This window comes from Gramella sp. KN1008 (assembly GCF_004332155.1).
Lineage (GTDB): Bacteria > Bacteroidota > Bacteroidia > Flavobacteriales > Flavobacteriaceae > Christiangramia.
Genome location: NZ_SJDV01000002.1, coordinates 1 through 24,052, shown reverse-complemented (window position 1 = coordinate 24,052; position 24,052 = coordinate 1). Strand labels below are relative to the sequence as shown.

Below are 24,052 nucleotides of genomic sequence, written 5' to 3'. Positions count from 1 at the left end.
CACAATCATGAAAAAGCTGATCCTGTTCACTTTTGGGTTGGTTTTGATAATGGCTGGTTCCAATGCCCAGTCATTTTCAAAAGACCTTCAACAATTAAGGCAGAACTATATTGAAGCCTTGAAGAACTCCGATACCGAAAAGATTCTGCAGGTATACTCTAAGGATGCCGCTATACATCATATTGACGGCACCATGCTGAATGGAAGTAAGGAAATAGGTGATTTTTACAATGAATTCTTTAAAAACTCAAAGGCCACAATAGCCTTTGAAAATATTTCTGAAGACAAACTCGCCAAGGACCTTGTTTTTTATCATGATAAGGTATTTCTGGATATTCAAGGAGAAGATGCCACAAGAAATATCGAAGTGATAAACATCGCAAAAAAAATTAATGAAAAATGGAGGGTCATAAAAAGTTACCGATGGCCAATGCCTGAATAAAAAGAAAATGTTTTTTGAAATTATCAGAAAACGAATGCGCCCCTGGGAATTTATTTCCAAACTGGATCAATATTTATTAATCACACCTTAAAACTATTATTATGAAAATCAGTAAAAAAATGATGGCAGTATTATGCTGCCTGGTAATGTCATTAAGTATCTGGGCCCAGGAAGCTAAGAACCAGGCCTTCTGGATCCATGAAGACAGGGTTAAACCTTCTATGTTGGCCGAATACGAACAAGTAGCTAAAGGTTTTGCGGATACCTGTAAGAAACATGCCTTAAAAGATGTACAATGGGCTACAGCTTCAATGGACGATGGAACCTATCTCTATATTTCACCTATACAGAATATGGCAGATCTTGACAAAAATTCCTTTGCTCCTTTAAGAGAAGCTATGGGAGATGAAGAGTTCTCTAAAATATTCCAGAATTTCGATAAATGTTATGATTCTCATGGAGATTATATAACAGTATTAAATAGTGAACTATCCTACATGCCAGACGGGCTTACCACTGAAACCCCCGGAAAGGATTACAGGGTGTGGCATCGTATGGATGTGACTCCTTCGAATATTCAGAACCTGAGAGGTAAAATGAAAGAATTAAAGGAGCTATTTGCCAGTAAGGGTTCCCCTATGCACTACCGCGTCTATCACAGCGGATTTGGCGCTATGGGAAATTATTATGTTGCCGTGGTCTCGGCCAAAGATGCTCAGGATTATGACCGGATGGCTGCAGAGAACGACGAGTTACTTGGTAAGGAAGGTCAGCAGTTATTCGAAGAAATGTTCAAATATGTAGATGCATACTCCGTAAAACGAGGAGGTATGAGACCGGACCTTGCATACAAGGGTACTCCAAGCGGTACTAAGATCACAAAAAACTAAACGTATGAAAAAGCTAATTATAATTGGTCTTTTGATCGGATTGTTTTCAGTTTCGTGTAATGACGCCAATAAGAAAGAGGAAAAGCTGAGATATACTCAGGATTCTGAGGAGATAAACACCCTCAAGTCGGCTATAAGTGACTATGAAAAAGGTGACTGGCAGTCCTTAAAGTCTCATTATGCTGATACAGCCCAGATATTTCATAATAGTACTGAAGGACAGAGCATTGATGCTGTGATCAGTGCCCATAAGGAAACTCTTTCAGGACTTTCAAATTATAAGTTTGCAGATGAAGATGAAGAGTATGAAATGGTTGTAACCGATGAAGATAATACCTGGGTTAATTACTGGGGTGACTGGACCGGTACAATTTCGGGGAGCAATCAGGAAGTGATTATTCCTGTTCATTTAACAGCCCAGTTCAAAGACGGTAAGATAGTCAGGGAACATGGGTACTGGGACAATTCGGTCATGATGATGGCCATGCAGGAGTCTGATACTACTGCTACCGATACAATTAATTAAGAAGGTCATGAAAAAAATAATATTACCGACCAGGATTTTTCTTGTCCTGCTATTGTTCCTGCCTGTTAAATTAATGGCGCAGGATGCCGTAAAGTTGGATCCAAAACACTATAAGGTGGAATTGGATAATGATAAAGTTCGAATTCTTAGAATAAACTACCAACCCGGTGAGGAATCTGTAATGCACAGTCATCCTGAAGGTGTGGCAGTGTTTCTTACAGATCACAAAGCAAAAATGAAGACCGGAGACGGTGAATCCTTCGAAATGGGTGGAAAGAAAGGCGATGTAGTCTGGGTAGATAAAGCCAAACATCAGCCCAGCAATATTGGTGATACACCTTTTGAGCTCATTCAGATTGAATTAAAATCCAACTCAAATAATGCTGGTAAAAAGAGCCTGCATTTATTTGAACTTCCCGAGGGTGTTACTGAAAAACAATTATCAGATCATTTAAAGGAAATGAATCAGGCAATTAGTGAAGAAGGATATCCTAATGCCGGCTATCACCTGTACAAGATACAGGATGAAAATAGTGACAATTACCAGTATTTTCTGGAAGGGGTCTGGCCAGACGCTGCCGCTTACGATAAAATCCATGCCTCTCAAAAATGGAAGGATATGGCAGCCAAGGGAAAAGACATGATAGATAAAATCCAGGCTAATGAATTATATCTGAAAGCAGAACGGGTTAATTGATCCATTTAAAAAAAAGAAACGCTTAAGAAGTACCGTACTTTTTAAGCGTTTTATTATTTACTTCTTAATGTGGTAATTTATCCTTGAGCAAGCCGTACACGAAGGTTCCGAGGATTGCAGCAAGAAAGACCACGATCACAGAGATATATCCTGCTCCAATAAGCGTATATATCGGCCCCGGACATGCACCTGCAAGCGCCCAGCCCAGGCCAAAAACTATTCCTCCCATGATATTGGCAGTGTATGCTTTTTCCTTAGGGGCTAATTTGATTTCTTCCCCGTAAAAGTCTTTAGGTCTTTTCTTTTTTATAAGCTGAATTCCAAGTACACCCAGAACCAGTGCCGAACCGATTATCCCGTACATATGGAAAGAATCGAACCGGAACATCTCATAGATCCTGAACCAGGAAGCCGCTTCAGATTTGAACATTACGATTCCAAAAAATATACCCGTCACTAAATATCCTACTATTCTCATCTCTTAAAATATTAATGGAAATAATAAATGAATCATTACAAGGCCTCCTATAAAGAAACCAACTACGGCGATCAACGAAGGCAGTTGCAGATTGCTCAGCCCAAAAATAGCATGACCGGAGGTACAACCTCCTGCCCAGCGCGCCCCAAAACCAATTAGAAAGCCACCAACGATCAGAATACTGAGAGCCTTCCAGTCAGTAAGGGCTTCCAGGCTATAGATCTCATCGGGAAGGTAAGCTTTTCCTGTACTCTCAAAACCTAATTCCTGCAGGTTAGAAACCGTATCGGGGTTTATAATCACCGCCGGATCTGCGGTTAAAAAATTAATCGCGATAAAACCACCAATGGCAGCACCAAGAATCACAATAAGATTCCATCTTTTCGTTTTCCAGTCAAAGTTAAAGTATGAGGCTTTTTGATCGGCCCCGCACATAGTGCAGAGTGTTTGTAAATTTGAAGACATTCCAAATTTCTTTCCCATGAAAATGAGAAGGAACATTATCAAAGCTATCAGCGGACCCGAAACATACCAGGGCCAGGGTTGTAGTATCATTTCCATATCGCATTTTTTTTAGGGAGGGCAAAAATAAGATTTTTACACTTGATTTTCCGTAACATAAGTTACACATATACAGAAAAGATTCAGGAGCTGGCTTCTAAATATTCCTTTATATTTTCTAACACCTTTTTGGAAAGTCTTTCTCTGGTCTGCTCAGACCAGCCTGCGCTGAATTCTGAAACGATCACTCCGGAGATCTTTTCAGTTTCCTGGGAAAGTTCTTTTCTGCCATCGGCATCGAAAATGGCAAAATTACCTTCATTATTTATCCAGTTCATAAATGCTGTCTCCTCAAAAGGTAAACCCAGAGAGGTGTTGATAAGAATTTTTCCATTTCCAAAGTTTTTGAATTCAAGGTATTCGATTAATTCAGTATTCTTTGGGAGGTGAAAAGATATTACCTCACAGGTTTCCAGCAATTGTGTCAAAGGAAGGTACTTCACCCCTTTTGTCTCCCATTCCATTTTCCTTGACCTACTGTAGTAATAAAGATCGGGATCAAAAGGCAGAAGACATTTTGCCAGTAACTGGCCCGTAACTCCCATCCCTATAATACCAATGTTAAGCCCCGTTAGCTCCTGGGGCATATCCTTCCATTGTGAACCCTTATAACCATTCAGAAGCTGAATGAGTTCTGAAATAATAAATTCAGCCACTCCGGGATCGCCATAGTCTTTAATTCCTTTTACAGTAATCCCTCTCTCCTTGGCGAATTTCACTGCCACGTTAGCCGACTCATCATCATACAGGCTACAGGCCATCCCTATATATTTGAGCTTATCACAGGCTTTGATGACTTCTTTGTCTATCTGAGTACGCCATGAGACCAGTACTGCTTCGGCATCTCCTATACGCTTAATGATCTCTTCTTTTTCTTCCGGATAATCCGAATACACCTTAACCTCATTGCTGAAATCTTCCAGTTGAGAGATGGCTTGATCATTCAGCTTCGTATGATCTACACAGACTAATTTGTTGAATTTCATATAATATAATTAAAGACCTCTCGACTACGCTCGAGGTGACCTAAGCAACGCCCCTGCTAAGGAGTAACAACCAAAGCAGAATCGTTTAACGTCACCCTGAACTTGTTTCAGGGTCTTTTAAGATGCTGAATCATCCCGATAGCTATCGGGACATCATTAAAGTTGATTCTTACAACGGAATATTCCCGTGTTTTCTATTAGGTCTAAGAACCTGCTTATTCTCTAATGCACTAAAGGCTTTGATTAGTTTACGGCGGGTATCCTTAGGCATTATCACCTCATCGATGAATCCGCGTTGAGCGGCTTCAAAAGGAGTGGCAAACTTTTCGGCATATTCGGCCTCTTTTTCCGCCAGTTTTTGTTCGTGATCTTCCGCTTCGGCTATTTCCTTTCTGAAAATAATTTCCGAAGCTCCTTTGGCTCCCATTACGGCGATCTCTGCAGTTGGCCAGGCGAAGTTAAAATCGGCACCAATATGCTTGGAGTTCATCACGTCATAGGCTCCTCCGTATGCTTTACGCGTAATGACGGTCACTTTTGGCACGGTGGCCTCACTCAAGGCATAAAGAAGTTTGGCGCCATGAAGTATGATACCATTCCATTCCTGATCTGTCCCAGGCAGGAATCCCGGCACATCTACCAGTACAAGCAATGGAATATTAAAACAATCACAGAAGCGTGTAAATCGTGCAGCTTTCTTGGAAGAATCAACATCCAGCACACCGGCCAGGCTCATGGGTTGATTGGCAATCACACCCACACTTCTACCTCCTATCCTGGCAAAACCTACGATGATATTATCGGCATAATCCTTATGAATCTCGAAAAAGGAATCGGAATCAATGATCCCGCTTATTACCTCATGCATATCATAAGGTTTATTGGAACTGTCTGGCACGATACCTTCCAGTTCTTCACGGTGTTCATTCCCAAGTTCGTATTCAAGTTTCTCTGGAGTAGATCTATTGCTTTGAGGTAAATAACTGATTAGCTGTTTTATATTTTCCAGGCAAATGATATCGTTAGCACAGGTCACATGGGTAACTCCAGATTTTGTGGCATGGGTTCTGGCCCCGCCCAGTTCTTCTGAAGTCACTGTTTCGTTGGTCACGGTTTTCACCACATTTGGTCCGGTGACGAACATATACGATGTATCTTCCACCATCAGGGTAAAGTCGGTCATGGCCGGAGAGTAAACCGCTCCACCGGCACAGGGTCCCATGATCGCGGAGATCTGTGGAATGACTCCCGAAGATTTTACATTCCTGTGAAAAATATCGGCATATCCGCCTAACGATCTAACGCCTTCCTGTATCCTTGCTCCACCCGAATCGTTGAGGCCTATCATAGGCGCACCGGTCTTCACTGCAAGGTCCATCACCTTACATATCTTTTCGGCATGGGTTTCTGAAAGAGATCCACCAAAGACGGTAAAATCCTGAGCGAAAACATACACCAGCCGGCCATTGATGGTCCCGTAGCCAGTGACTACACCGTCCCCGTAATATTTCTGTTTTTCCATCCCAAAATCGGTGGTACGGTGAGTGACCAGAATTCCTATTTCCTCAAATGAATTCTCATCGAGCAGATATTCTACCCGTTCCCGGGCGGTAAGCTTTTTCTTCTCGTGTTGTTTTTCAATTCTGTTATCTCCTCCCCCTTTATGGGCCAGGGCAATCTTTTCTTTTAATTTATCGAGGTTATTGCTCATTGCTACGATTCTGAATTTTTAAAATCTCTTTCCGGTTTTTTAGTTGTGCGGAAGCCTTAGTTGTTCCTTATCCTTAAGATATTCTTTAAGGGCTATCAGGGCCGCGAGCCTTGCTTCTTTTTCGGTTTCCTCCTCCAGGGCTTCCGGTGAATAATATTTCTTTACAAAATGGGTATCGAAGTTACCACTTCGGAAAGCTTCATGCTGAAATACGAATTTTCCAAAAGGAAGCGTAGTGCTCACGCCTTCCACAATATAATCATCGATGGCTTTTATGATCAACTGTATAGCCTCCTCCCTGGTTTCCCCGTAGGTAATAAGCTTGGCCAGCATAGGGTCATAATAGATAGGCACATCCATGCCTTCTTCAAAACCATTATCCAGGCGAATCCCTTCTCCTGAAGGTAACTGGTACTTTTCCAGTCTTCCGGTACTCGGCATAAAATCTTCCAGAGGATCTTCGGCATACACCCTTAACTCCATGGCATGACCCCGTATACTAAGGTCTTCCTGAGCGAACTTGAGTTTTTCTCCTCTCGCAACACGTATCTGTTGTTCCACCAGGTCTATCCCGGTTATAAATTCGGTCACCGGGTGTTCCACCTGAAGCCGGGTATTCATTTCCAGAAAATAAAAATTGCGGTTCTCATCAAAAAGGAATTCAACCGTTCCTGCCCCCACATAATCACAGGCTTTAGCCACTTTAACTGCGGCTTCTCCCATTTCTTTTCTTAATGCCTCATCAAGTACGACCGAAGGCGCTTCTTCCACAACCTTTTGATGTCTTCTCTGAATGCTGCATTCTCTTTCAAAAAGATGTACAATGTTACCATACGTATCTGCCAGTACCTGGATCTCGATATGTCTTGGAGAAGCCACGTATTTTTCGATGAAGACCGAGCCGTCGCCAAAAGCCGATTCAGCCTCACTGATGGCCCTTTTCATCTGATCTTCCAGATCTTTTTCCTTCTCCACTATACGCATCCCCTTACCTCCACCACCGGCAGAAGCCTTAATAAGTATGGGAAAACCAATGTCCCGTGCTATTTCCTTAGCTTTTTCGGTATCGGTAATGGCCTTATCGATCCCCGGGACCATGGGAATGCCATATTTCTTTACCGCGTCTTTAGCGGCGAGCTTACTACCCATGATCTCAATGGCTTTGGAACCCGGTCCTATCCAGGTTATACCATTCTTTTCCACCTTTTGCGCGAAAGAAGCATTCTCGCTCAGAAAGCCGTAGCCCGGATGAATACCGTCTACATTAAGTTCTTTAGCTACTTCTATTATTTTATCTCCTTTGAGATATGACTCACTTGAAGGAGCCTGTCCAATACACACGGCCTCATCTGCAAATTTAACATGAGGCGCATTCCTGTCGGCAGTAGAAAAGACAGCCACCGTCTTGATCCCCATTTTTCTAATGGTTTTCATAACTCTTAAAGCTATCTCTCCCCTGTTGGCTACTAATATTTTCTTCATATTTATTTTTTAACAAGACCTCTCAATTACGCGCGAGGTGACTTCTCATTAATTTTCAAATTCGGAATTCGGGAATCTTGCTCCCTGTTACTCCATTTCTATCAATAACTGGTTCTTTTCCACAGTATCGGTCTTACCCACGGTAACCGATTTGACCACCCCATCCCTTGGGGCCGTAAGTGTATTTTCCATCTTCATGGCTTCCAGAACCAGGAGATAATCTCCTTCTTTCACTTCATCACCCTCCTTCACATTTACTTCCAGAATAAGGCCTGGCATGGGTGCCTTAATATCATTTACCTGATGCATACTTCCCAGGGACAATCCCATCTCATCTATAAGCATATCAAGGTCATTATTGATCTTTACCGAATAGATATTGGAATTGATTTTAATCTCATATTTCCTGTTGAGGAAATCGGGTTTAAAGATCTCTGCGGTAAATGACCGGTTATCCTTAAGAAGATGATAATTGGATTTAGAAATTTGCTGTGTATCAAGAGCTTCTGCTTCCTCCTGGGTAAATTCAAAATTATAGCTGTCGTTAACCTTTAGCCTGTATTTTTTCTCCATAAGTGGTTGTATGTTCTATTTTTTGGCCGTACAAGCGTAAATATAGGAAAATTAAGCTGTTTGAGATGTTGTGGAAATCTCAAAATATGGGCTTTTGGTTTAAATGGGGGGAATTGTTTCACTGCATTTGCAATGACCATGAAAGCGTAAATCATTTGGTAAAGACCTATAAAAAAACCCGGAACTTTCATTCCGGGTTTATTAAGTTGAACAGATTATTCTTATGATTTAAAATCCTTGATCGCTTCACTAAGATCATACACTTTGGTACTATCAAATTTGTTATCCAGAATACTGGCTCCTGCGGCAGAACGATATCCTCCGGCGCAATGAACCACCACCGGTTTATGAGAAGGAATTTCGGTTGAATTATCCCTCAGCTCATTCAGGGGTACCGCGATGGCATCTTCAAAGATCTTACCTTCAGCCAGCTCGCTCTTATTCCTTATGTCCACGATGGTGTAATTATCCTTGTTCTTCTTGAAATCCTCAAGATCGAAATCAGGAGACTTTTCAGAAACCTTCTTACTTAAAGTTATCACGGCCTTCACCTGTTTTTCATATCCGATCTTTGCCGTTCTTTCAAGCATTTCTTCAAGATTATCCACCGAGTTGATAACCAGATAGAACTTCTCTTCGGGCTTCACTATAGCTCCCAGCCAGGTCTCGTATTTATCCTTTTCAGATCTGGCCATAATATTGATACTATTTGGCAAATGGCCTGCTTTAAAGCTATCTCCGTCCCGGGTATCAACCACAAGGACACCTTCTTCCACCTCATCCACATTCAATCGTAATTTATTGGCCCATTTGGTACGCTGTACATTTTCAGGCCCTGTCTTATTAATATCCACATTGAATCCAAAATAAGACGGGATGAAAGGCTGATCTTTCAGGATCTCTTCCACGAATTCTTCTTCGGTCTGGTCTTTAAATGCCCAGTTGCCCTGGCGCTCATTTCCAAGAGTACTGGAAGAAGCATCGCTCATGTTTTTTCCACATAAAGAACCGGCACCGTGAGCCGGATACACAAGAGCATCATCCGGTAGATCATTGTATTTGGTCTGGATGGTGTTGTACATCTGCTTTGCAAGATCTACCCTTTTAGCCTTCATATTCCCGGCCTTCTCCCTAAGATCGGGTCTGCCCACATCGCCAATGAAGAGTGTATCTCCCGTAAAGAGAGCGGTTTTATCTCCATCTTTCGCAACTATGGTAATACTATCTGGCGAATGGCCCGGGGTATTGATCGCACTGAATGTAATCTTACCAATCTTAAGGCTGTCACCATCATCGAAAGATTTATGAGGGTAATCGGCTCCCAGGAGCTTACTTACATATATGGTTGCTCCTGCCTCTTCATGGATCTGCATATGACTACTCACAAAATCGGCATGAGGATGTGTTTCAAAAACCGCTGTGATCCTGGCCCCCTGTTCTTCAGCATACCTGTAATAATCAATTGGATTTCTTGCAGGATCTATCAACGCCATCTCTCCATCGCTTACAATCGCATATGAATAGTGTGCCAGAGGACTGTCTTCAAACTGTTTTATGATCATATTATTCTAATTTATATTGATTTGATTTTACTCTGTTTTTATTTTTAAAAGGAAAAAGGGTCTGGTTCCCGAAATCTTCAGGAAAGCTCTCATCCCCTTCAAATCCCAATTCTATATTCTTTCCATTCTTCGGAATATATGCGGTGCCAAAGATATAATCCCAAATGCTCAGGCTAAGGCCATAATTCATTCCATAAGGCCTTTCTTCTGGCAATTCCTTTGAATGATGCCAGATATGCATCCTGGGGTTGTTAAGCACATATTTTAACGGACCGTAATCCCAGCCTACATTTGCATGGTTTAGATGGCCGATGAATACGGCAAACATATGAACCACGAAGAATTCCTTTATACCGAAACCTATCATCGCCAAAGGAATATACTGAACCGATTTGTAAATGATCGTTTCCATAAAGTGAAATCTGAACTGGGCTGCAAAACCCATTTCCTTTACGCTATGGTGTACTTTATGGAATTCCCACAGCCAAGGCTGGCGATGTAACTGCCGGTGTACATTCCACTGGATGAAATCGGCAATTATGAACATTATTAGTAACTGGGTCCAGGCTGGTAAATCATTCAGTTTTATCGCAACAATATTCTCAATTCCAAAAAGACCAAGAAAATCATTAAAAAGCTCCACTCCCACATTGCTCAGGGCATTATAACCTATTAAAGAGAATAGAAAGAAATTAAACAGGATATAGAAAGTATCCAGCCAGAAACCCTTTCTAAAAACTTTCTGCTCTTTTCTCCAGGGGATCAGGATCTCCAGGACCCATACAAGTACAGAAAGCCCTATGAGCCAGTAAAAGTAACTGGTCCAGCTCGGGTTAAAGATCTCATTCACCAGGTAATTAAAATAGCCTGTGAAGGAATCCTGTATTATTTCGATATACTTATTCAATCCTTTTTAAAAATTTTGAAGCACAAAAATATAAATATAGAAGGGGAAGTGCAGTAACTTATGTTACAGTTTCTTCAAACTTAAAAACCATATTATTCCGCCAGGTCCCAATTATGCAGGTTTATAATTTCACATATATAAATTTAATAAAGGCCATTAACATGTTCTACTATAAACCTGATTTAATAGGAGGATTTATCTAAGGCCTTTCAATTAATCTAAGATAATGCCCCCGGCCAAAACTCATGAAATAAATCATATAACCGAAAAAGAACATCAAGATACTGGCTAAAAGAAGACTGTTTATTTTAAAATGAAAATAGATAGCCATATAGAGAATAAGGGTAAGGGCCGCAGCCGGAAAAAGATATTTTGAAAATACGAAACCTGTGATCTCTATTTTTCTTAATTCACCTTCCTTAAACTCAAGATCCAATGGCTGACTACTGCACCAATCCACTTTGGCCACCAGGCGGTATTTACCTTCAGGGATCTCAAAGGAAAGCACCTCATCATGGTCTATCTCCGTGAATTTCTTACCGTTGAGATAAAGTTCATAGACCTTCATCTTGTTGGCCCATTCAGAATTCCTTTTTAAAAGAAGTTTAGGCATTTTTATAATTTATAAATCCCTGTGTAACAAGTGTTACCAAATTCCTCCAATAAGTTATGTAATTTTATATCCTTAAAAGCAGTTGACTTTTTTGCCTCTATCAAGTAACCTTTATGGCTAATTTTAAAACGCCTATTTCGCCCTACAGGAATAGGCTTTTTTTTATTAATAAAACTCACTTATCTCTTTTAATTCTTTCCTGCTGATATGCGGAACAAAAGTTTCGGTGGCCGCATAACCCACCGGTAAAAGCAAATAAGCCCTTTCATTATTTGGTCGGTTAAGAATGTCTGAAAGAAAATTCATTGGACTCGGGGTATGAGTTAGTGTAACCAGCCCTGCATTATGAATGGCCGATATCAGCATCCCACACGCAATACCTACCGATTCGTTCACATAGTAATTAGTATGTCTTTCACCCTTCTCATTAAGCTCATAGGCTTCTTTGAACACTACAATAAGCCATGGCGCAATCTCCAGAAACTCCTTATTTGTATCTGTCCCCAGCGGAGCGAGGTCTTTGAGCCAGCGCTCACTCATCCTGGCAGTATAATTTTCCTTTTCTTCCTCTTCTGCTGCTTTTCTGATTCTTGATTTAAGCGCAGGATCGGATACTGCGCAAAATTTCCAGGGTTGTTTATGAGCACCGGAAGGGGCTGTTCCTGCTGTTTTTATTATGTTTTCTATCACTTCAACAGGAACGTCCTTATCTGAAAAATGCCTTACCGATCTTCTGCTATCAAGGAAACGATAATATTGTTCTGATCGCTTCAACATCTCTTCAGATGAATAGCTCTGCGGCTTATAAGGTACATGGCGAAACCCCTTGATAATTTGTTCTTTAACAGACATGGAATTAACTATTGTTTATCAAATTTATTAAAAGCAATTGAAGATTTAAGACTTCCCAACCAGGAATATATCATTGCTTCCCTGTAATGAGTAAAACAATAGAGGTTGCTTGACTTCGACTGCAAAGAGAGTGAGGTCATCTCTCTTTGCTTATGATGAGCATTACAATCTGGAAAGCTTCGTTAAAAACCTGATGAGTTTCTTTTTCCAGTCGGTAAAAGGTGGATGTAAAAGGTCTGAAGCAGCCAAGCTTCTTTGATGCATCACGGCTCTTTTTTTGGAGAATGTCTTAAAACCGTCAAAACCATGATAATGCCCCATCCCACTGGCACCTACCCCGCCAAACGGCAGGTTATGCTGAGCCAGATGATATACCGTATCATTAATGCAAACTCCTCCGGAAAGCGTATTTTTTAATAGCCAATTGATACGCTTCCTGCCTGAGTCAAAATAATAAAGAGCGAGAGGCTTTGGCTTGTTGTTCACATAGGCCACAGCTTCCTGAGAAGTGTCAAGGTTAAGCACCGGCAACAATGGACCAAATATCTCTTCCTGCATGATCTCCATATCATCATTCACATTGAAGACAAGCTTTGGAGTGATTAGAAATTTATCTCCGGCGGAAGTTCCTTTTGACAGCTCAACCACCGTCGCTCCCTTGTTTTCGGCATCTTCCAGGAGTCCTTTAAGCCTATTGTAATGACTTTCATTGATGATATGGCTGTATTGTTCATTATCATAAATATCCGGATAGAATTTCTGAACGAGATCTAATGCCGCCTCCTTAAAATCATCGTTCAGGTCTTTGGGAAGTATTACGTAATCCGGGGCCACGCAGGTTTGACCGCCATTTAAAAGTTTCCCCGCAAGGATACGTTTAGCCGCTCTCTTCACCGAATAGGACTCATGTATTATCGCCGGTGATTTTCCGCCCAGCTCAAGGGTTACCGGAGTAAGATTTTCTGCCGCTGCCGCCATTATCTTCTTTCCTATATTTCCGGAACCGGTAAAGAAAAGATGATCAAAAGGGAGGGAAGAAAAGTTTCGTGCCACTTGGGTATCGCCGGTTATACAATGAACATATTCTTCCGGAAAGGTAGAATTGATAAGTTCTTTAATCACCTCAGCCGAGGCAGGCGCTATCTCTGAAGGCTTGAGTATCGCATGATTCCCGGCGGCTATGGCATCTACCAGGGGACTAAGCGTTAGCAGTACCTGGTAATTCCATGCTCCCATAATTCCCACGCTTCCCAGGGGCTGATACTCATAATATGCCGAAGCCGGAAGCAAAAACCAGGAACCGCGAACATATCTTCTTTTTGTCCAGTTTCGCAGGTGCTTTTTTGCATGTCTTATCTCATCCTGTAAAGGAAAGATTTCAAGCATCAGGGTTTCCTCCCGGGATCTGGAACCAAAATCACTGGAAACCGCCTCGATCAGTTTTTCCTTCCACACCTCTACGCTATTGGAAAGCTTCTCAAGATTTTCCAGGCGTTTCTTCAGGTCTGGTGGAGAAGTTGTAAAAGACTGTTTTTGTTTGGTTAGTAGGTTATCCAGCTGGGTTCTGGTCATCGTTTCTGCCTTTAAATGTTTTCATTGAATCATATATGCCAAACATCTTACCTATCAAAACATCCAGCATTCTTTGCGGGAGAATCCCTTTTACAAATGGCAGAAGATAGATGATTCCCGGGGTTCTTAAAATGATCCTTTCTCTTTCAATCGCCCTTATGATGCGTTTGGCCACTTTCTCCGGTTTCAGGATAGGAATAAGGGGTGAGCTTACTCCCCTGAACATCCCGGTATCTATATAATATGGCGTTACAGTGAGGACCTTCACGCCGGTGCTTTTTCTTTCCATTTCAATACGCAGGGAATGAGACCATCCACTCAGCGCCCATTTGCTTGCACAATAGACAGACATTCCCGGGTTGGCAAGCATGCCTGCAGCCGAAGAAATATTGACTATATAGCCGCTTCCTTTTCTTATCATCTGCGGAAGCAGGCCTAAAGTGAGTTTCATGGGAGCAATGGAATTCACCTGTATGCTCTTCTCTATTTCTTCTTCAGAATGCTTCTCGAAATCTTTTCCTGTGACTATGCCTGCATTATTGATAAGGATATCCACCTGCAGTTCCCTGGCCGATATTTGTTTCAGCGCCTCACGGATCTCTATTTCACTGCTAAGATCCACAGGGATAGAATGGATCTCACAGCCTGGAGAAGTCAATTGTTCGCGGGTCTGTTCAAGGGCTTTCTTATTAATATCCAGCATGATCAGATGGCTGACTCCCCTGCTGATCGCAAGTTCTGCCATTAAAAGACCTATTCCCGACGCCGCGCCGGTTATGAGTATTGTTTTTTGGTTAAAACTGGTCAAATCTTTACGTATGGGACTGGTTTAAAATTAAGGATTTTCAAATGTAAATCCGTTCACTATTGCTTATATCTTTTGAAAAACCCCGAAGGTAAAATTCTGTGTGGCATCCCAGGGTGTACTATGATCTATATTCTCAATATGGATAAGATTAAAATTTTCCCGGAAAAGTTCTTTCATTTCTTTAGCAGAATATTTTTTTATCCTGATCCCACTGCACTTATCGGGTCCCTTTTCCGAAAAGGTTCCAAGTATAAAATAGCCTCCGGGTCTTAGGGAAGTTTTCAGGTTTGAAATATAAGCTGCAATGCTTTGCTCATCTGTTAGAAAATGAAAAGCTGCCCTGTCATGCCACAGGTCAAACTTCTGAGGTGATTTATATTCCCTGGAATCGCTTACGATCCAGTTCACATTTTCACCCTGCTCGCCCAGACGATTCAGGCCCTTTTCTACAGCCCGGACTGAAATATCCAGGACACTAATATTCCTGTATCCCAGTTCCAGAAGATTATCTACGAGATAACTATCTCCTCCGCCTATATCGATAATCTGAGCCGTCTCTGACAGGTTTAGAGATTCGATGAGCCGCAGGGATACTTCCGGTTTTTCCTGGTACCAGCTGGTTTCTTCAAATTCCTTGCTTAAATAAATGTGATTCCAGTGAGATGTACGGTCTTCCATTACTACATCAGTTAAATTCATTGCAGTCCTGCGAAGGTACAAATACTCCGGCTGCCTGTTGATATACCAGCTGAGCACCCAGATGGCCGGTATAGGACAGAACTACCGAGCCGGCTCCAAGTATAATAACCAGAATTATTGAAATTACCCTGGTTTTAAACAGGTCTACATAAGTGATTATAAGCTCCAGTAAAAGAGCGGCAGTAAAGATCCATGCCGTGGCCAGGGCAAGGTTCTCATGATCTTTAAGAATGGTTGGGTCACATAGGTTCCTGGAAACGATCCCATCGGCCAGATCACCGGTGTAAACAGCTATCCATACACCTATCACACCCAGGATAAGTAAGAACCTTCCTCCCTGCTCCCAGGTTATTCGGGCAGACCAGAGAGCGATAAGTTTAAAGAGGAATGCAAGCAGAAGCAGCACTATAGGAAAATGAACGGACAGAGGATGAAAAACCTCTGTCCGCCAGAATTCTGGTATCTCGTTCATACCTATTCCATAATTTTTACCGAAATGGGATCCAGTCTTTGCCCCACTTTCTCAACTTCCACTTCTACCTTCTGACCTTCCTTCAATTCTGAAAAGTCTACCTCGCTTCCATCCCTGGTAAGGCTGGTATTATCGGTAAAATAAAGTTCGAGTGTTTTGTCATCATCGGTGGTAACATAAATCTCGCTCTTTTCAGGCTCTACCTCTTTGATGGTTCCCTGGTAAGTGCCAGATTCCACAACATCGGTACTTTCGCCACAGGCGAAAAAAAGGAGTATTGTACTAAATACTAATCCTTTTAAAATTGAAGATCTCATATCAAGTGTTTTTAGATTGGATTTAATGTAAATCTACCCTGAAATTACTCAAAAATCATCAGATTATGCCTACATCCAATAGATTTTATACTTTCTTTATCTATAGATGTACAGGGTTATTACAATATGTTTTATTGATGAAGATCCTTTTTAGGATAGATCATATTAAAGGATTTCATCAGATGAAATAATCCCGGTAAGATGACGGCGCCTCCTATTATGAGTGATATCCCCAGAACCCTGATCACCGAATCCGGAGCAGCTCCAGCCAGGAGGTCAAGTTCAGAAGTACTCGTGATTATGAGATTTGGAAAATGAGTGTTAACGGCTGCAAAGATCACCAGCAACACCTGTATTCCGGCCAGTATCCTGGTTCGCATACTGTATTGTTTTTTTATAGACTGCCAGAGCGGAAGCAGCAGAATGGCTGAAAGAGCTATGGCTGCCAGTGACAAGGTATTCTGTAAAAAGTCCTTTACAAAGACCATATTTGTAAAATATCCGTATGCCAGTACCGCTCCCCCGATAAGCACAAGCGTAATAGTGAAAATTGCCGATTTACGGCTATATATCTTTCTTACCTCCCCTGTGGTTTCGCCAATGAGCAGGGTTGAAGCAAGGAACGCACAAAGGGCGGCATAAAACAGCCCCGTAAGCAGGGTAAAAACATTCAGCCATGGAAATAGAAAGATATCGGCAAAGCCTATTTGAGAATAATCGGTAGTAAGAATGATCTTTCCGCTCACAAGGGTTCCGAAGGACATACCCAGGAAAACCGGGGTTATAAAGCTTCCTATTCGGAAAAGCCTGTTATACCAGACCTGGGATCTATCTACCACAGCATCATAGTGCCTGAAGATAAAGGCGACACCCCGTATGGTGATTCCAAGCAGCACAAGTGTTAGCGGAACATGGAGATAGATAATGATAATATTGAAATAAGAAGGAAAAGCTATCCATAAGATCACAATAAGGATTATAAGCCAGATATGATTAGCTTCCCAGATAGGCCCCATAACACGATAAATCGTATCCCTTGTTAGCTTGCGATTGCCACGCGAGGAGAACAATTCAACGATGCCTGCTCCAAAATCGGCACCCCCCAGCAGCACATACAGAAACAACGAAAAGAAAGTAAAAAATAACACTACATACAGCATGATCATCCAATTGAATTGTTAAGCACCTTTATCTGGCGGTTCATAAGCCAGGCGACGGTGACGGCCAGGGCGAGGTAAACCAGGACATACATATAAAAACTATACTCCAGCCCAGGCATTGGTGTTACAGCCTCACTGGTTCGCATCACATTATAGACGATCCATGGCTGGCGCCCTACTTCGGTAACCACCCAACCGGCTTCCACAGCGATAAAGCCCAGAGGGCTTAATAAGGCAAAAAACCACCAGAACTTTCGGCTATTCCACCAGCTCTTCTTCTTAAGGCTTATAAAGTAAATAATCGCGGCTATCATCAATAAAGTACCTATCCCCACCATGACCTGGAAGGCGTAATGTACAATGGCTACCCGGGGTAATTCATCTTCGGGAAAAGCTTCCAGTCCCTTCACCTCAGCATCAAAATCTCCAAAGGCCAGAAAGGACAATGCCCCTGGGATCTCTATCTTATGTGTTACTTCCCTGGCCTGCTCATTCACCAGCCCCCCTATATATAACGGCGCATTCCTTTTAGTTTCATAATGAGCTTCCATGGCCGCCAGTTTCACAGGTTGCCTCTGCGCGATATCCTTGGCTGACAGATCCCCGCTCAAGGGTTGAAGCAGGGCCGCCACCCCGCCGAAGAAAATGGCTATTTTAAATGCAGCCTTATGCAGTTCCACACTTTTATTGCGCAGAATCTGGAAAGCGTGCACACCTGCGACGGCAAATCCGGTCGCTGCAAAGGCGGCGAGGGTCATATGCAGGGCCTGGGTGAACCAGGCTTCGTTAAAGAAGGCGGCTACCGGATCTATATTGACGAATTCTCCATTTATCACTTCAAAGCCTGCAGGCGCATTCATCCATGCATTGGCCGAAACCACCAGGATCCCCGAAGCCACTCCTGAAATCCCTATTATGATACCGGTGATCCAATGGAATGTTTCCGGGAGTTTATTCCATCCATACAGATAAAATCCCAAAGCGATAGCTTCTACAAAGAAAGCTGCGCCTTCCAGCGAAAAAGGCATACCTATCACCGGACCCGCGTGTTTCATGAATTCGGGCCAGAGCATTCCAAGTTCAAAGGATAGGGCTGTTCCCGATACGGCTCCAGTAACGAAAAAGATCGCTACGCCCTTTTGCCAGGCCTTTGTTAGTTTAAGATAAAGAGGCTTGCGGGTATTAAGCCACTTTTTATGGGATACCACCATAAAAAAAGGCATGACCATGCCAATACAAGCAAAAATTATATGAAAGCCAAGGGTGAATGCCATTTGAAGCCTGGCGTAATCAAGGTTTTCCATTAAAGGAATGTTTTTAAGGCCAGACCAGCAGGAAATAAGCTGAAAGGACCTGTTCTTTGGCTTATAAATTTAGGTAAATTTTGAAGGTTCACCTTGAAAGCCTTCCAATATTTAGAAAGATTTAAGGTTATAATGAAGAAGTATTCCCGGAGAGGCAATATCCGGATAACCGGGACACCTAACCATTCTAAACAGACCTTGTGATCTTTAAGAATTGTTTTTCGAAATGTTTGAAAGAAAGAGGTTCTCTATTCGGTCGCAACCTGAATTTATGCAAGTTATCTTCCCCCTGCCAAATCACCAGAAAAACATTACCCTGCTATCCGGATACTGAATTCTAACCTTTCCGGTACAACTAACCTAACTAATCAAATTCTTTTTTAATTTGTTGAACTTATTCTATTAAATACGGGGGGGAAAGATTAAAAGATCAAGGAAGATAGAATATTCCATTAAATCTGAATGTAACATTTGTTACACTCACAGAGAACTTAACAGATATTTAATAAAGTTCTTTCCAGATGATATAAACCCCCATGAGGAGTACGAACCATCCAAATGCTTTTTTCAGCTTCTTCCCATTAATGAAATTATTAAGGTAAACACCCAGCCAGATCCCTACTATAGAGAGCGAAGTGAAAATTAGCAGGAATATCCAATCGATCTTCATATTTTCTACATCCCCAATAAAGCCTATAAGGGATTTAATAGCTATGATAAGCAGCGATGTGGCCACCGCTTTCTTCATAGGTAATTTGGCCAATAGAACAAGAGCAGGGATTATAAGGAATCCACCGCCCGCTCCAACGATACCTGTAAGCAAACCTACTGCGATGCCTTCAATAATGATAAGCGGATAATTATAGGAAACCTTTACTTCCTGCACATCTTTTCCATTGTCTTTTTCAAGGATCATAGAGATAGCCGCCACGATCATAATAATGGCAAAGAAGATCATGATCCCAATATTTTTGGTAAGCGTAAAACCTGCCAGGGTAAAAATCTCGTCCGGAATAGCGGGCACGAGGAACTTACGAGTAAGGTAAACAGCTACAAAGGCCGGAATGGCAAAAACGATCGCCGTCCTGAAATCGATAAGTTTCTTCGGAATGTTCCGCAGAGCGCCCACCAGGGAAGAAGTTCCCACTACGAAAAGGGAATAGGCTGTAGCGGTGACCGGGTTTATGGCCAGTAAATAGACCATTACCGGAACGGTAAGTATGGAACCACCACCACCAATAAGGCCCAGAACGACTCCTATTAACAATCCTCCAAAATATCCCAATATCTCAAGTAAATCCATCTTTCAGCTTAATCGTGCGCAAAAGTAATACGAGACCGTAGGTTTTGCAGTAACAATGGTTACAAAAGTAATAGGAGACATTACAGGTCTATTACTTTTATCTGGTTACGTTGAAGAGAGATCTTACCTTCCATTTCAAGTTTCTTGAGCAGCCTGGAGATTACCACCCTTGAGGTATGCAGATCATAAGCGATCTCCTGATGCGTACTCTGGATCAAATCATCCCCTTTGATCTTTGCCCTGTCCCGCAGATATCTCATAAGACGCTGGTCCATATTAAGAAACGCGATGGCATCTATGGTATCAAGCATTTCAGAAAGGCGGGCATGGTAGGCCTGGAAAACGAAATTACGCCATGTCTTATACCTGGAAGTCCATTCTTCCATTTTAGCTACAGGGATCATCACGAAAGTAGTATCGGTTTCAGCAACCGCCCTTATCTCGCTTTTAGATTGCCCCAGGCAGCAGCTAAGTGTCATGGCACAGGTATCGCCTCTTTCAATAAAATAAAGGAGCAGCTCATCGCCATCCTCATCTTCACGCAAAATCTTGATAGCCCCGTTTATAAGCAGCGGCATCCCTGTCACATAATCCCCTATTTCAATGATGGTCTCACCGGCCTTCATTCTTTTTATAGTACCTACTTCATCTATTTCGTTAAGTAATTCCTTTTCAAAAAGAAATCCGTAAGCTTCCTTTAGTTCTTCGTTCATATGCGGAAAGTTGAAGCCTTAAAATTAGAAATAATATTTAAGAATAAAGCCCAGCGGAATGGTAGGAGTTATAATATTTCCCTCATTTTCAAAGGAAAAAGGCAATAAATTCTGAAGGAAGTAATATAAATGAACATTTATGCGACAGGCTTTTTTAAATATAAGGATTCCGTATTGGTAGTAAACCAACCAGACCAGACCGGATAGCAAGAATTGGAAATGCCCTGCCAAATTATATGAAAAAAGCCCTTTTAAACAATTCAAGCCAAGGCATTGTCAGTAAAAATGCATAAATTAGAGAGTGAAAACGTTTCATGAAAACAGGTGCTCATGATTACTTATTTCCAATATCTTACCCGTAGTATCCTCTGGGTTGCCAGGGCCTGGGGAAGTATTATCCTGGCCTTTGTACTCTTCTTTCTGATCGCCCATATTTTTGGAACCGAGGAAACCGGTACCGGATCCCTGAGCAATAAGGATATTATAACTTTTATATGTTTTCCCATAGGTACGATCACGGGGCTTGCACTTGCCTATAAATGGCCGGGCCTTGGTGGTCTAATTTCGTCCCTTTCCATCATTACCGCCATGCTTCTTAATAACGTGCTGGATCTGAAGTTCCTTCTTGGTATCTTTCCTCCCGGTATGCTCTATCTCCTCTACTGGTACCTGGACCGAAAACAACACGAACATCCGGAAAGAATGAAGCTGCATTAGCAATTTCAGAATATCAGCTTACTCCATAAAGTCTCATCATTCTGCTCTTACCCCTTAAAGCCATTTCTCCAAGCTCATACAAATTGTATTCTTCAATTTTCTTCTTCGGAAAAATCTCAATGAGCTGGCTTGAAATGATGAGTTTCTGATTATATATCTTACACTGTTCCAGCATACGTGAAGTGGTATTAAGGATATCACCTGAGTAGACGATCTCCCTTTTGATCACGCCTATCTCCCCCACCACTACTTCACCGCTATGTATGGCGGCCTTGAAACCGGGTAAGAGTCCATATTTCTCAAGATAATAATTGGCTTTATTCTCCACGCTTTTTTCTATACGGAAGAAACAGGCAAGGGGCTGCACATGCTTTAAAACAGAACGACGAATGGGCCAGCTTACAACGATCTCATCCCCTATATACTGGTAGATCTCGCCCTGGGAATCCAGGATAGGATCTGTCATATCACTAAAGAAATCCTTAAGGAGTTCAAAGAACTGAATATGTCCAAGCTTTTCGGCTATGCCAGTAGAATCGCTGAGATCAAGGAACATAAAGATCCGGCTTACCTCATGTGGCCGGTGATAACGGCCCATAAATAGCGAGATAAGGGTTGTGGGGGCATATTTTTCATAGATATTAAGACCCTGCACGGTGAGCCAGGCAATTACCAGCCAGGTAACTATATTACGCAGGGCATAGGGATCCAGTATAAGAAGATCAAGCGCTGTGGAAAACGGGTCAGCGGCACTGTGAATTTGCTCCCGGTAGTAGAACCAGTAAGGAATAAGGGTATTAAGGACCAGGATAAAGCCTAGAAAGAAACAGAAGTTGACAAAAACATAATACCTGTAGCTTCTTTTACGCAGGTTTTCACTAAGCCTAAAAATTAAAATACTTCCTCCTATAAATCCACCCACAGCCGGCCCGATGATATTGATAAGCAGAAAAGATCCAAATGATAACTGATTCGGCACCACAAAGATGAACTCATTGGAAGCAGGTATATAATTCACGCACTTATAGAAAGCCATAAATAAACCGCTGGCCATCCAGAAAAGCGTCACCCCTATCACGAGAAAGATCTGGGCTTTTATTTTTGGTTGCAGATTCATATCATACCGAGGAATTTATACTGTAAGATATTACCAAAAATTCAATTTCAGGAAAATAATTAATCCTATGTAACCATCTGATATATAATTTTTTAAACTCAAAATACAGCTTTTAAAGGGAAAACTTTCGGTAGGAAAAATTTAACGTTTTCAGCTAAAAATAAAAATTCCAAGAGGTTGATTTTCAACTATATTTAATCTCTTATTCTTCAGCTTATGAAAAAAGTGAATTTGTTTATTTTCCGCCACCGGAATGAACATCAGATAGGTGTGGATTTTAAATTCAGCCTTCCTTTAAAGGAGTATTTAAAGCTATTTGAGGGACTGCGCTGGTCACAAACTTTCCAGTGTTTTTATATCAATGCTAACCGCCAACTATTGGATCGTTTCCTGATACACCTTAAGAAAGGCCAGATCGTTGCAGATGATTCATTAATGGACTATTCAAAACTGAATGAATCAATCCAAAAAACAGAGATCAAGCAGGATAAGACGGATGCGTTTAGAAAATACCTTTGTGGGATGCGGTACAGTGAAAGTACGGTGAAGACGTATATGAATTTTGTCACTAAATTCCTGAAGATGTATCCCGAAGCAATTACTTTCACTGAAAGCGATGTAGCCAGGTTCAATGAAGAACAAATCGCCGGGAAACACTATTCCATTAGTTCTCACCGACAGTGTATTACAGCTCTTAAGCATTATTTTGTATTCTCGGGCCTGGCGCTATTTGAAACGGATAAAATGAAAAGACCCAAGAAAAGCAGTTATCTGCCAACCGTTTTAAGCAAAGAGGAAGTACTGGATTTACTGCGGCTTACCAGGAACCTTAAACATCGCTGCGTACTGGCGCTTATTTATTCTGCCGGGCTACGTATTGGAGAACTGATCTCTCTTGAACTGAAAGATATAGATATTGACAGACGCCAGATTTTTATAAGACAGTCTAAGGGAAGAAAGGACAGGTATGTGATGCTGGCGGAAAGTATTCTTCCTCTTATTTACAATTATCTTCAAACATATACACCTAAGCGTTATTTTGTTGAAGGTTATAAGGAAAAGTGCTATACTGCCTCTGCCGTAAGGCATTTTTTAAAGGAATCGTGCAAGAGGGCGAAGATCAAAAAGCGGGTGAGTCCGCATACCCTTCGGCATAGTTTCGCCACGCACATGCTTGAGAACGGCACGGACCTTCGTTACATCCAGGCTTTGTTAGGGCATGCGAAGCCGGAGACCACAATGATCTACACTCATGTGGCCCAGAAAGATGTAGTAAAGATACAGAGTCCGCTGGATGCCAGTTTAAAGGAGCTGCTTACGAGGGCCGATAAAGGAGACTCCAATCTGCGTTTATCCCGGAATATTTTAGAATAAAAGCTTAAATTGCCGTGAATATAACGAGTTGTAGCGCATTTTCACATAAATTCAAGAAAGAAGTAAATTGCGGACTGATTTAAACACATAAAAACCATCTTCAAATGCGATATGAGATCTTTACAGACTTAGGAGGATTTTTATGGTGGCTAATAATTAGATTTGGTAAAACAGAATTAAGAAAAGAACAATCAAGAATAAAAGATTTCTAGTCCA

At 41.7% G+C, this 24,052-nt stretch carries 26 protein-coding genes; 6 read left to right on the top strand and 20 right to left on the bottom strand.

The features are described 5' to 3' along the window. Nucleotides 1-7: 7 nt before the first annotated feature. The 4 genes from EZJ28_RS03275 (at nucleotide 8) to EZJ28_RS03260 (ending at nucleotide 2,555) form a co-directional block, all read left to right on the top strand. Nucleotides 8-442 (top strand): nuclear transport factor 2 family protein, encoded by a 435-nt coding sequence (locus tag EZJ28_RS03275; protein ID WP_131394909.1) that lies wholly within the window; start codon nucleotides 8-10, stop codon nucleotides 440-442. A gap of 101 nt (nucleotides 443-543) precedes the next feature. Then, nucleotides 544-1,332 carry a hypothetical protein gene (locus tag EZJ28_RS03270; protein ID WP_131394907.1) on the top strand — a complete coding sequence of 263 codons (789 nt, stop codon included), beginning with the start codon at nucleotides 544-546 and terminating at the stop codon, nucleotides 1,330-1,332. A gap of 4 nt (nucleotides 1,333-1,336) precedes the next feature. Beyond that, the gene (locus tag EZJ28_RS03265) at nucleotides 1,337-1,858 is read left to right on the top strand and encodes a nuclear transport factor 2 family protein (protein ID WP_131394905.1); all 522 of its coding nucleotides are present in this window, start codon (nucleotides 1,337-1,339) and stop codon (nucleotides 1,856-1,858) included. Nucleotides 1,859-1,865: 7 nt separating this feature from the next. Continuing rightward, complete coding sequence (locus tag EZJ28_RS03260; RefSeq protein WP_131394903.1) at nucleotides 1,866-2,555, top strand: cupin domain-containing protein; 690 nt, start codon at nucleotides 1,866-1,868, stop codon at nucleotides 2,553-2,555. A 64-nt stretch (nucleotides 2,556-2,619) separates the two neighbouring features. On the opposite strand, the gene EZJ28_RS03255 is transcribed toward EZJ28_RS03260, so the two are convergent. The 19 genes from EZJ28_RS03255 to EZJ28_RS03165 all read right to left on the bottom strand — a co-directional run bounded on the left by EZJ28_RS03255 (nucleotide 2,620) and on the right by EZJ28_RS03165 (nucleotide 20,628). Further along, nucleotides 2,620-3,033: a DUF6691 family protein gene (locus EZJ28_RS03255; RefSeq protein WP_131394901.1), complete on the bottom strand. Its 414-nt coding sequence runs from the start codon at nucleotides 3,031-3,033 to the stop codon at nucleotides 2,620-2,622. Between the two features lie 3 nt (nucleotides 3,034-3,036). Beyond that, a complete protein-coding gene (locus EZJ28_RS03250; RefSeq protein WP_131394899.1) occupies nucleotides 3,037-3,594 on the bottom strand; it encodes a YeeE/YedE family protein in 558 nt (185 codons plus the stop codon). An 83-nt stretch (nucleotides 3,595-3,677) separates the two neighbouring features. After that, the gene (locus tag EZJ28_RS03245; RefSeq protein ID WP_131394897.1) at nucleotides 3,678-4,580 is read right to left on the bottom strand and encodes an NAD(P)-dependent oxidoreductase; all 903 of its coding nucleotides are present in this window, start codon (nucleotides 4,578-4,580) and stop codon (nucleotides 3,678-3,680) included. A gap of 169 nt (nucleotides 4,581-4,749) precedes the next feature. Next, nucleotides 4,750-6,291: an acyl-CoA carboxylase subunit beta gene (locus EZJ28_RS03240; RefSeq protein WP_131394895.1), complete on the bottom strand. Its 1,542-nt coding sequence runs from the start codon at nucleotides 6,289-6,291 to the stop codon at nucleotides 4,750-4,752. A gap of 39 nt (nucleotides 6,292-6,330) precedes the next feature. Continuing rightward, complete coding sequence (gene accC / locus EZJ28_RS03235; protein WP_131394893.1) at nucleotides 6,331-7,773, bottom strand: acetyl-CoA carboxylase biotin carboxylase subunit; 1,443 nt, start codon at nucleotides 7,771-7,773, stop codon at nucleotides 6,331-6,333. An 87-nt stretch (nucleotides 7,774-7,860) separates the two neighbouring features. Further along, nucleotides 7,861-8,346 (bottom strand): acetyl-CoA carboxylase biotin carboxyl carrier protein subunit, encoded by a 486-nt coding sequence (locus EZJ28_RS03230; protein ID WP_131394892.1) that lies wholly within the window; start codon nucleotides 8,344-8,346, stop codon nucleotides 7,861-7,863. A 221-nt stretch (nucleotides 8,347-8,567) separates the two neighbouring features. Next, nucleotides 8,568-9,908: a rhodanese-like domain-containing protein gene (locus EZJ28_RS03225; protein ID WP_131394890.1), complete on the bottom strand. Its 1,341-nt coding sequence runs from the start codon at nucleotides 9,906-9,908 to the stop codon at nucleotides 8,568-8,570. Between the two features lies 1 nt (nucleotide 9,909). Continuing rightward, nucleotides 9,910-10,815, bottom strand: a complete 906-nt coding sequence (locus EZJ28_RS03220; protein ID WP_131394888.1) for a sterol desaturase family protein — start codon at nucleotides 10,813-10,815, stop codon at nucleotides 9,910-9,912. Between the two features lie 199 nt (nucleotides 10,816-11,014). Then, nucleotides 11,015-11,428 carry a hypothetical protein gene (locus EZJ28_RS03215; protein ID WP_131394886.1) on the bottom strand — a complete coding sequence of 138 codons (414 nt, stop codon included), beginning with the start codon at nucleotides 11,426-11,428 and terminating at the stop codon, nucleotides 11,015-11,017. Between the two features lie 165 nt (nucleotides 11,429-11,593). Then, nucleotides 11,594-12,280, bottom strand: coding sequence for a nitroreductase family protein (locus EZJ28_RS03210; protein ID WP_131394884.1), 687 nt, complete (start codon nucleotides 12,278-12,280; stop codon nucleotides 11,594-11,596). A gap of 162 nt (nucleotides 12,281-12,442) precedes the next feature. Beyond that, nucleotides 12,443-13,852 (bottom strand): coniferyl aldehyde dehydrogenase, encoded by a 1,410-nt coding sequence (locus tag EZJ28_RS03205; RefSeq protein WP_131394882.1) that lies wholly within the window; start codon nucleotides 13,850-13,852, stop codon nucleotides 12,443-12,445. Then, nucleotides 13,830-14,660 carry an SDR family oxidoreductase gene (locus EZJ28_RS03200; RefSeq protein WP_131394880.1) on the bottom strand — a complete coding sequence of 277 codons (831 nt, stop codon included), beginning with the start codon at nucleotides 14,658-14,660 and terminating at the stop codon, nucleotides 13,830-13,832. Before EZJ28_RS03200 ends, EZJ28_RS03205 begins: the two co-directional genes overlap by 23 nt. A gap of 63 nt (nucleotides 14,661-14,723) precedes the next feature. Continuing rightward, nucleotides 14,724-15,338 carry a class I SAM-dependent methyltransferase gene (locus EZJ28_RS03195; RefSeq protein WP_131394878.1) on the bottom strand — a complete coding sequence of 205 codons (615 nt, stop codon included), beginning with the start codon at nucleotides 15,336-15,338 and terminating at the stop codon, nucleotides 14,724-14,726. A 7-nt stretch (nucleotides 15,339-15,345) separates the two neighbouring features. Beyond that, nucleotides 15,346-15,831 carry a DUF2231 domain-containing protein gene (locus EZJ28_RS03190; RefSeq protein ID WP_131394876.1) on the bottom strand — a complete coding sequence of 162 codons (486 nt, stop codon included), beginning with the start codon at nucleotides 15,829-15,831 and terminating at the stop codon, nucleotides 15,346-15,348. A 2-nt stretch (nucleotides 15,832-15,833) separates the two neighbouring features. Then, nucleotides 15,834-16,148, bottom strand: coding sequence for a hypothetical protein (locus EZJ28_RS03185; protein WP_131394874.1), 315 nt, complete (start codon nucleotides 16,146-16,148; stop codon nucleotides 15,834-15,836). Nucleotides 16,149-16,279: 131 nt separating this feature from the next. After that, entirely contained in the window at nucleotides 16,280-17,314 is a 1,035-nt protein-coding gene (locus EZJ28_RS03180) for a cytochrome d ubiquinol oxidase subunit II (RefSeq protein WP_242670058.1), read from the bottom strand. Continuing rightward, a complete protein-coding gene (locus tag EZJ28_RS03175) occupies nucleotides 17,311-18,612 on the bottom strand; it encodes a cytochrome ubiquinol oxidase subunit I (RefSeq protein WP_131394872.1) in 1,302 nt (433 codons plus the stop codon). The genes EZJ28_RS03180 and EZJ28_RS03175 overlap by 4 nt, the downstream gene beginning before the upstream one ends. 502 nt (nucleotides 18,613-19,114) lie before the next feature. Then, nucleotides 19,115-19,915, bottom strand: a complete 801-nt coding sequence (locus EZJ28_RS03170; RefSeq protein ID WP_131394870.1) for a sulfite exporter TauE/SafE family protein — start codon at nucleotides 19,913-19,915, stop codon at nucleotides 19,115-19,117. Nucleotides 19,916-19,995: 80 nt separating this feature from the next. Next, a complete protein-coding gene (locus tag EZJ28_RS03165) occupies nucleotides 19,996-20,628 on the bottom strand; it encodes a Crp/Fnr family transcriptional regulator (protein ID WP_131394868.1) in 633 nt (210 codons plus the stop codon). A 330-nt stretch (nucleotides 20,629-20,958) separates the two neighbouring features. On the opposite strand from EZJ28_RS03165, the gene EZJ28_RS03160 reads away from it, so the two are divergent. Next, complete coding sequence (locus EZJ28_RS03160; protein WP_131394866.1) at nucleotides 20,959-21,345, top strand: hypothetical protein; 387 nt, start codon at nucleotides 20,959-20,961, stop codon at nucleotides 21,343-21,345. Between the two features lie 13 nt (nucleotides 21,346-21,358). On the opposite strand, the gene EZJ28_RS03155 is transcribed toward EZJ28_RS03160, so the two are convergent. Beyond that, a complete protein-coding gene (locus EZJ28_RS03155; protein WP_131394864.1) occupies nucleotides 21,359-22,462 on the bottom strand; it encodes an adenylate/guanylate cyclase domain-containing protein in 1,104 nt (367 codons plus the stop codon). A 216-nt stretch (nucleotides 22,463-22,678) separates the two neighbouring features. Here EZJ28_RS03155 and EZJ28_RS03150 point away from each other — a divergent pair, with 216 nt between their 5' ends. Further along, nucleotides 22,679-23,836, top strand: a complete 1,158-nt coding sequence (locus tag EZJ28_RS03150) for a tyrosine-type recombinase/integrase (protein ID WP_131394862.1) — start codon at nucleotides 22,679-22,681, stop codon at nucleotides 23,834-23,836. Nucleotides 23,837-24,052 lie beyond the last annotated feature (216 nt).

Excerpts from the sequence above, each read along its gene's own strand:
- EZJ28_RS03170 (WP_131394870.1), bottom strand. The coding sequence starts at position 19,915 with ATGGATTTACTTGAGATATTGGGATATTTTGGAGGATTGTTAATAGGA.
- EZJ28_RS03270 (WP_131394907.1), top strand. The coding sequence starts at position 544 with ATGAAAATCAGTAAAAAAATGATGGCAGTATTATGCTGCCTGGTAATG.
- EZJ28_RS03165 (WP_131394868.1), bottom strand. The coding sequence starts at position 20,628 with ATGAACGAAGAACTAAAGGAAGCTTACGGATTTCTTTTTGAAAAGGAA.
- EZJ28_RS03160 (WP_131394866.1), top strand. The coding sequence starts at position 20,959 with ATGATTACTTATTTCCAATATCTTACCCGTAGTATCCTCTGGGTTGCC.
- EZJ28_RS03260 (WP_131394903.1), top strand. The coding sequence starts at position 1,866 with ATGAAAAAAATAATATTACCGACCAGGATTTTTCTTGTCCTGCTATTG.
- EZJ28_RS03240 (WP_131394895.1), bottom strand. The coding sequence starts at position 6,291 with ATGAGCAATAACCTCGATAAATTAAAAGAAAAGATTGCCCTGGCCCAT.
- EZJ28_RS03190 (WP_131394876.1), bottom strand. The coding sequence starts at position 15,831 with ATGAACGAGATACCAGAATTCTGGCGGACAGAGGTTTTTCATCCTCTG.
- EZJ28_RS03205 (WP_131394882.1), bottom strand. The coding sequence starts at position 13,852 with ATGACCAGAACCCAGCTGGATAACCTACTAACCAAACAAAAACAGTCT.
- EZJ28_RS03215 (WP_131394886.1), bottom strand. The coding sequence starts at position 11,428 with ATGCCTAAACTTCTTTTAAAAAGGAATTCTGAATGGGCCAACAAGATG.
- EZJ28_RS03210 (WP_131394884.1), bottom strand. The coding sequence starts at position 12,280 with ATGTCTGTTAAAGAACAAATTATCAAGGGGTTTCGCCATGTACCTTAT.
- EZJ28_RS03195 (WP_131394878.1), bottom strand. The coding sequence starts at position 15,338 with ATGGAAGACCGTACATCTCACTGGAATCACATTTATTTAAGCAAGGAA.
- EZJ28_RS03155 (WP_131394864.1), bottom strand. The coding sequence starts at position 22,462 with ATGAATCTGCAACCAAAAATAAAAGCCCAGATCTTTCTCGTGATAGGG.
- EZJ28_RS03245 (WP_131394897.1), bottom strand. The coding sequence starts at position 4,580 with ATGAAATTCAACAAATTAGTCTGTGTAGATCATACGAAGCTGAATGAT.
- EZJ28_RS03275 (WP_131394909.1), top strand. The coding sequence starts at position 8 with ATGAAAAAGCTGATCCTGTTCACTTTTGGGTTGGTTTTGATAATGGCT.
- EZJ28_RS03265 (WP_131394905.1), top strand. The coding sequence starts at position 1,337 with ATGAAAAAGCTAATTATAATTGGTCTTTTGATCGGATTGTTTTCAGTT.
- EZJ28_RS03225 (WP_131394890.1), bottom strand. The coding sequence starts at position 9,908 with ATGATCATAAAACAGTTTGAAGACAGTCCTCTGGCACACTATTCATAT.
- EZJ28_RS03180 (WP_242670058.1), bottom strand. The coding sequence starts at position 17,314 with ATGATCATGCTGTATGTAGTGTTATTTTTTACTTTCTTTTCGTTGTTT.
- EZJ28_RS03175 (WP_131394872.1), bottom strand. The coding sequence starts at position 18,612 with ATGGAAAACCTTGATTACGCCAGGCTTCAAATGGCATTCACCCTTGGC.
- EZJ28_RS03255 (WP_131394901.1), bottom strand. The coding sequence starts at position 3,033 with ATGAGAATAGTAGGATATTTAGTGACGGGTATATTTTTTGGAATCGTA.
- EZJ28_RS03250 (WP_131394899.1), bottom strand. The coding sequence starts at position 3,594 with ATGGAAATGATACTACAACCCTGGCCCTGGTATGTTTCGGGTCCGCTG.
- EZJ28_RS03150 (WP_131394862.1), top strand. The coding sequence starts at position 22,679 with ATGAAAAAAGTGAATTTGTTTATTTTCCGCCACCGGAATGAACATCAG.
- EZJ28_RS03230 (WP_131394892.1), bottom strand. The coding sequence starts at position 8,346 with ATGGAGAAAAAATACAGGCTAAAGGTTAACGACAGCTATAATTTTGAA.
- EZJ28_RS03185 (WP_131394874.1), bottom strand. The coding sequence starts at position 16,148 with ATGAGATCTTCAATTTTAAAAGGATTAGTATTTAGTACAATACTCCTT.
- accC (WP_131394893.1), bottom strand. The coding sequence starts at position 7,773 with ATGAAGAAAATATTAGTAGCCAACAGGGGAGAGATAGCTTTAAGAGTT.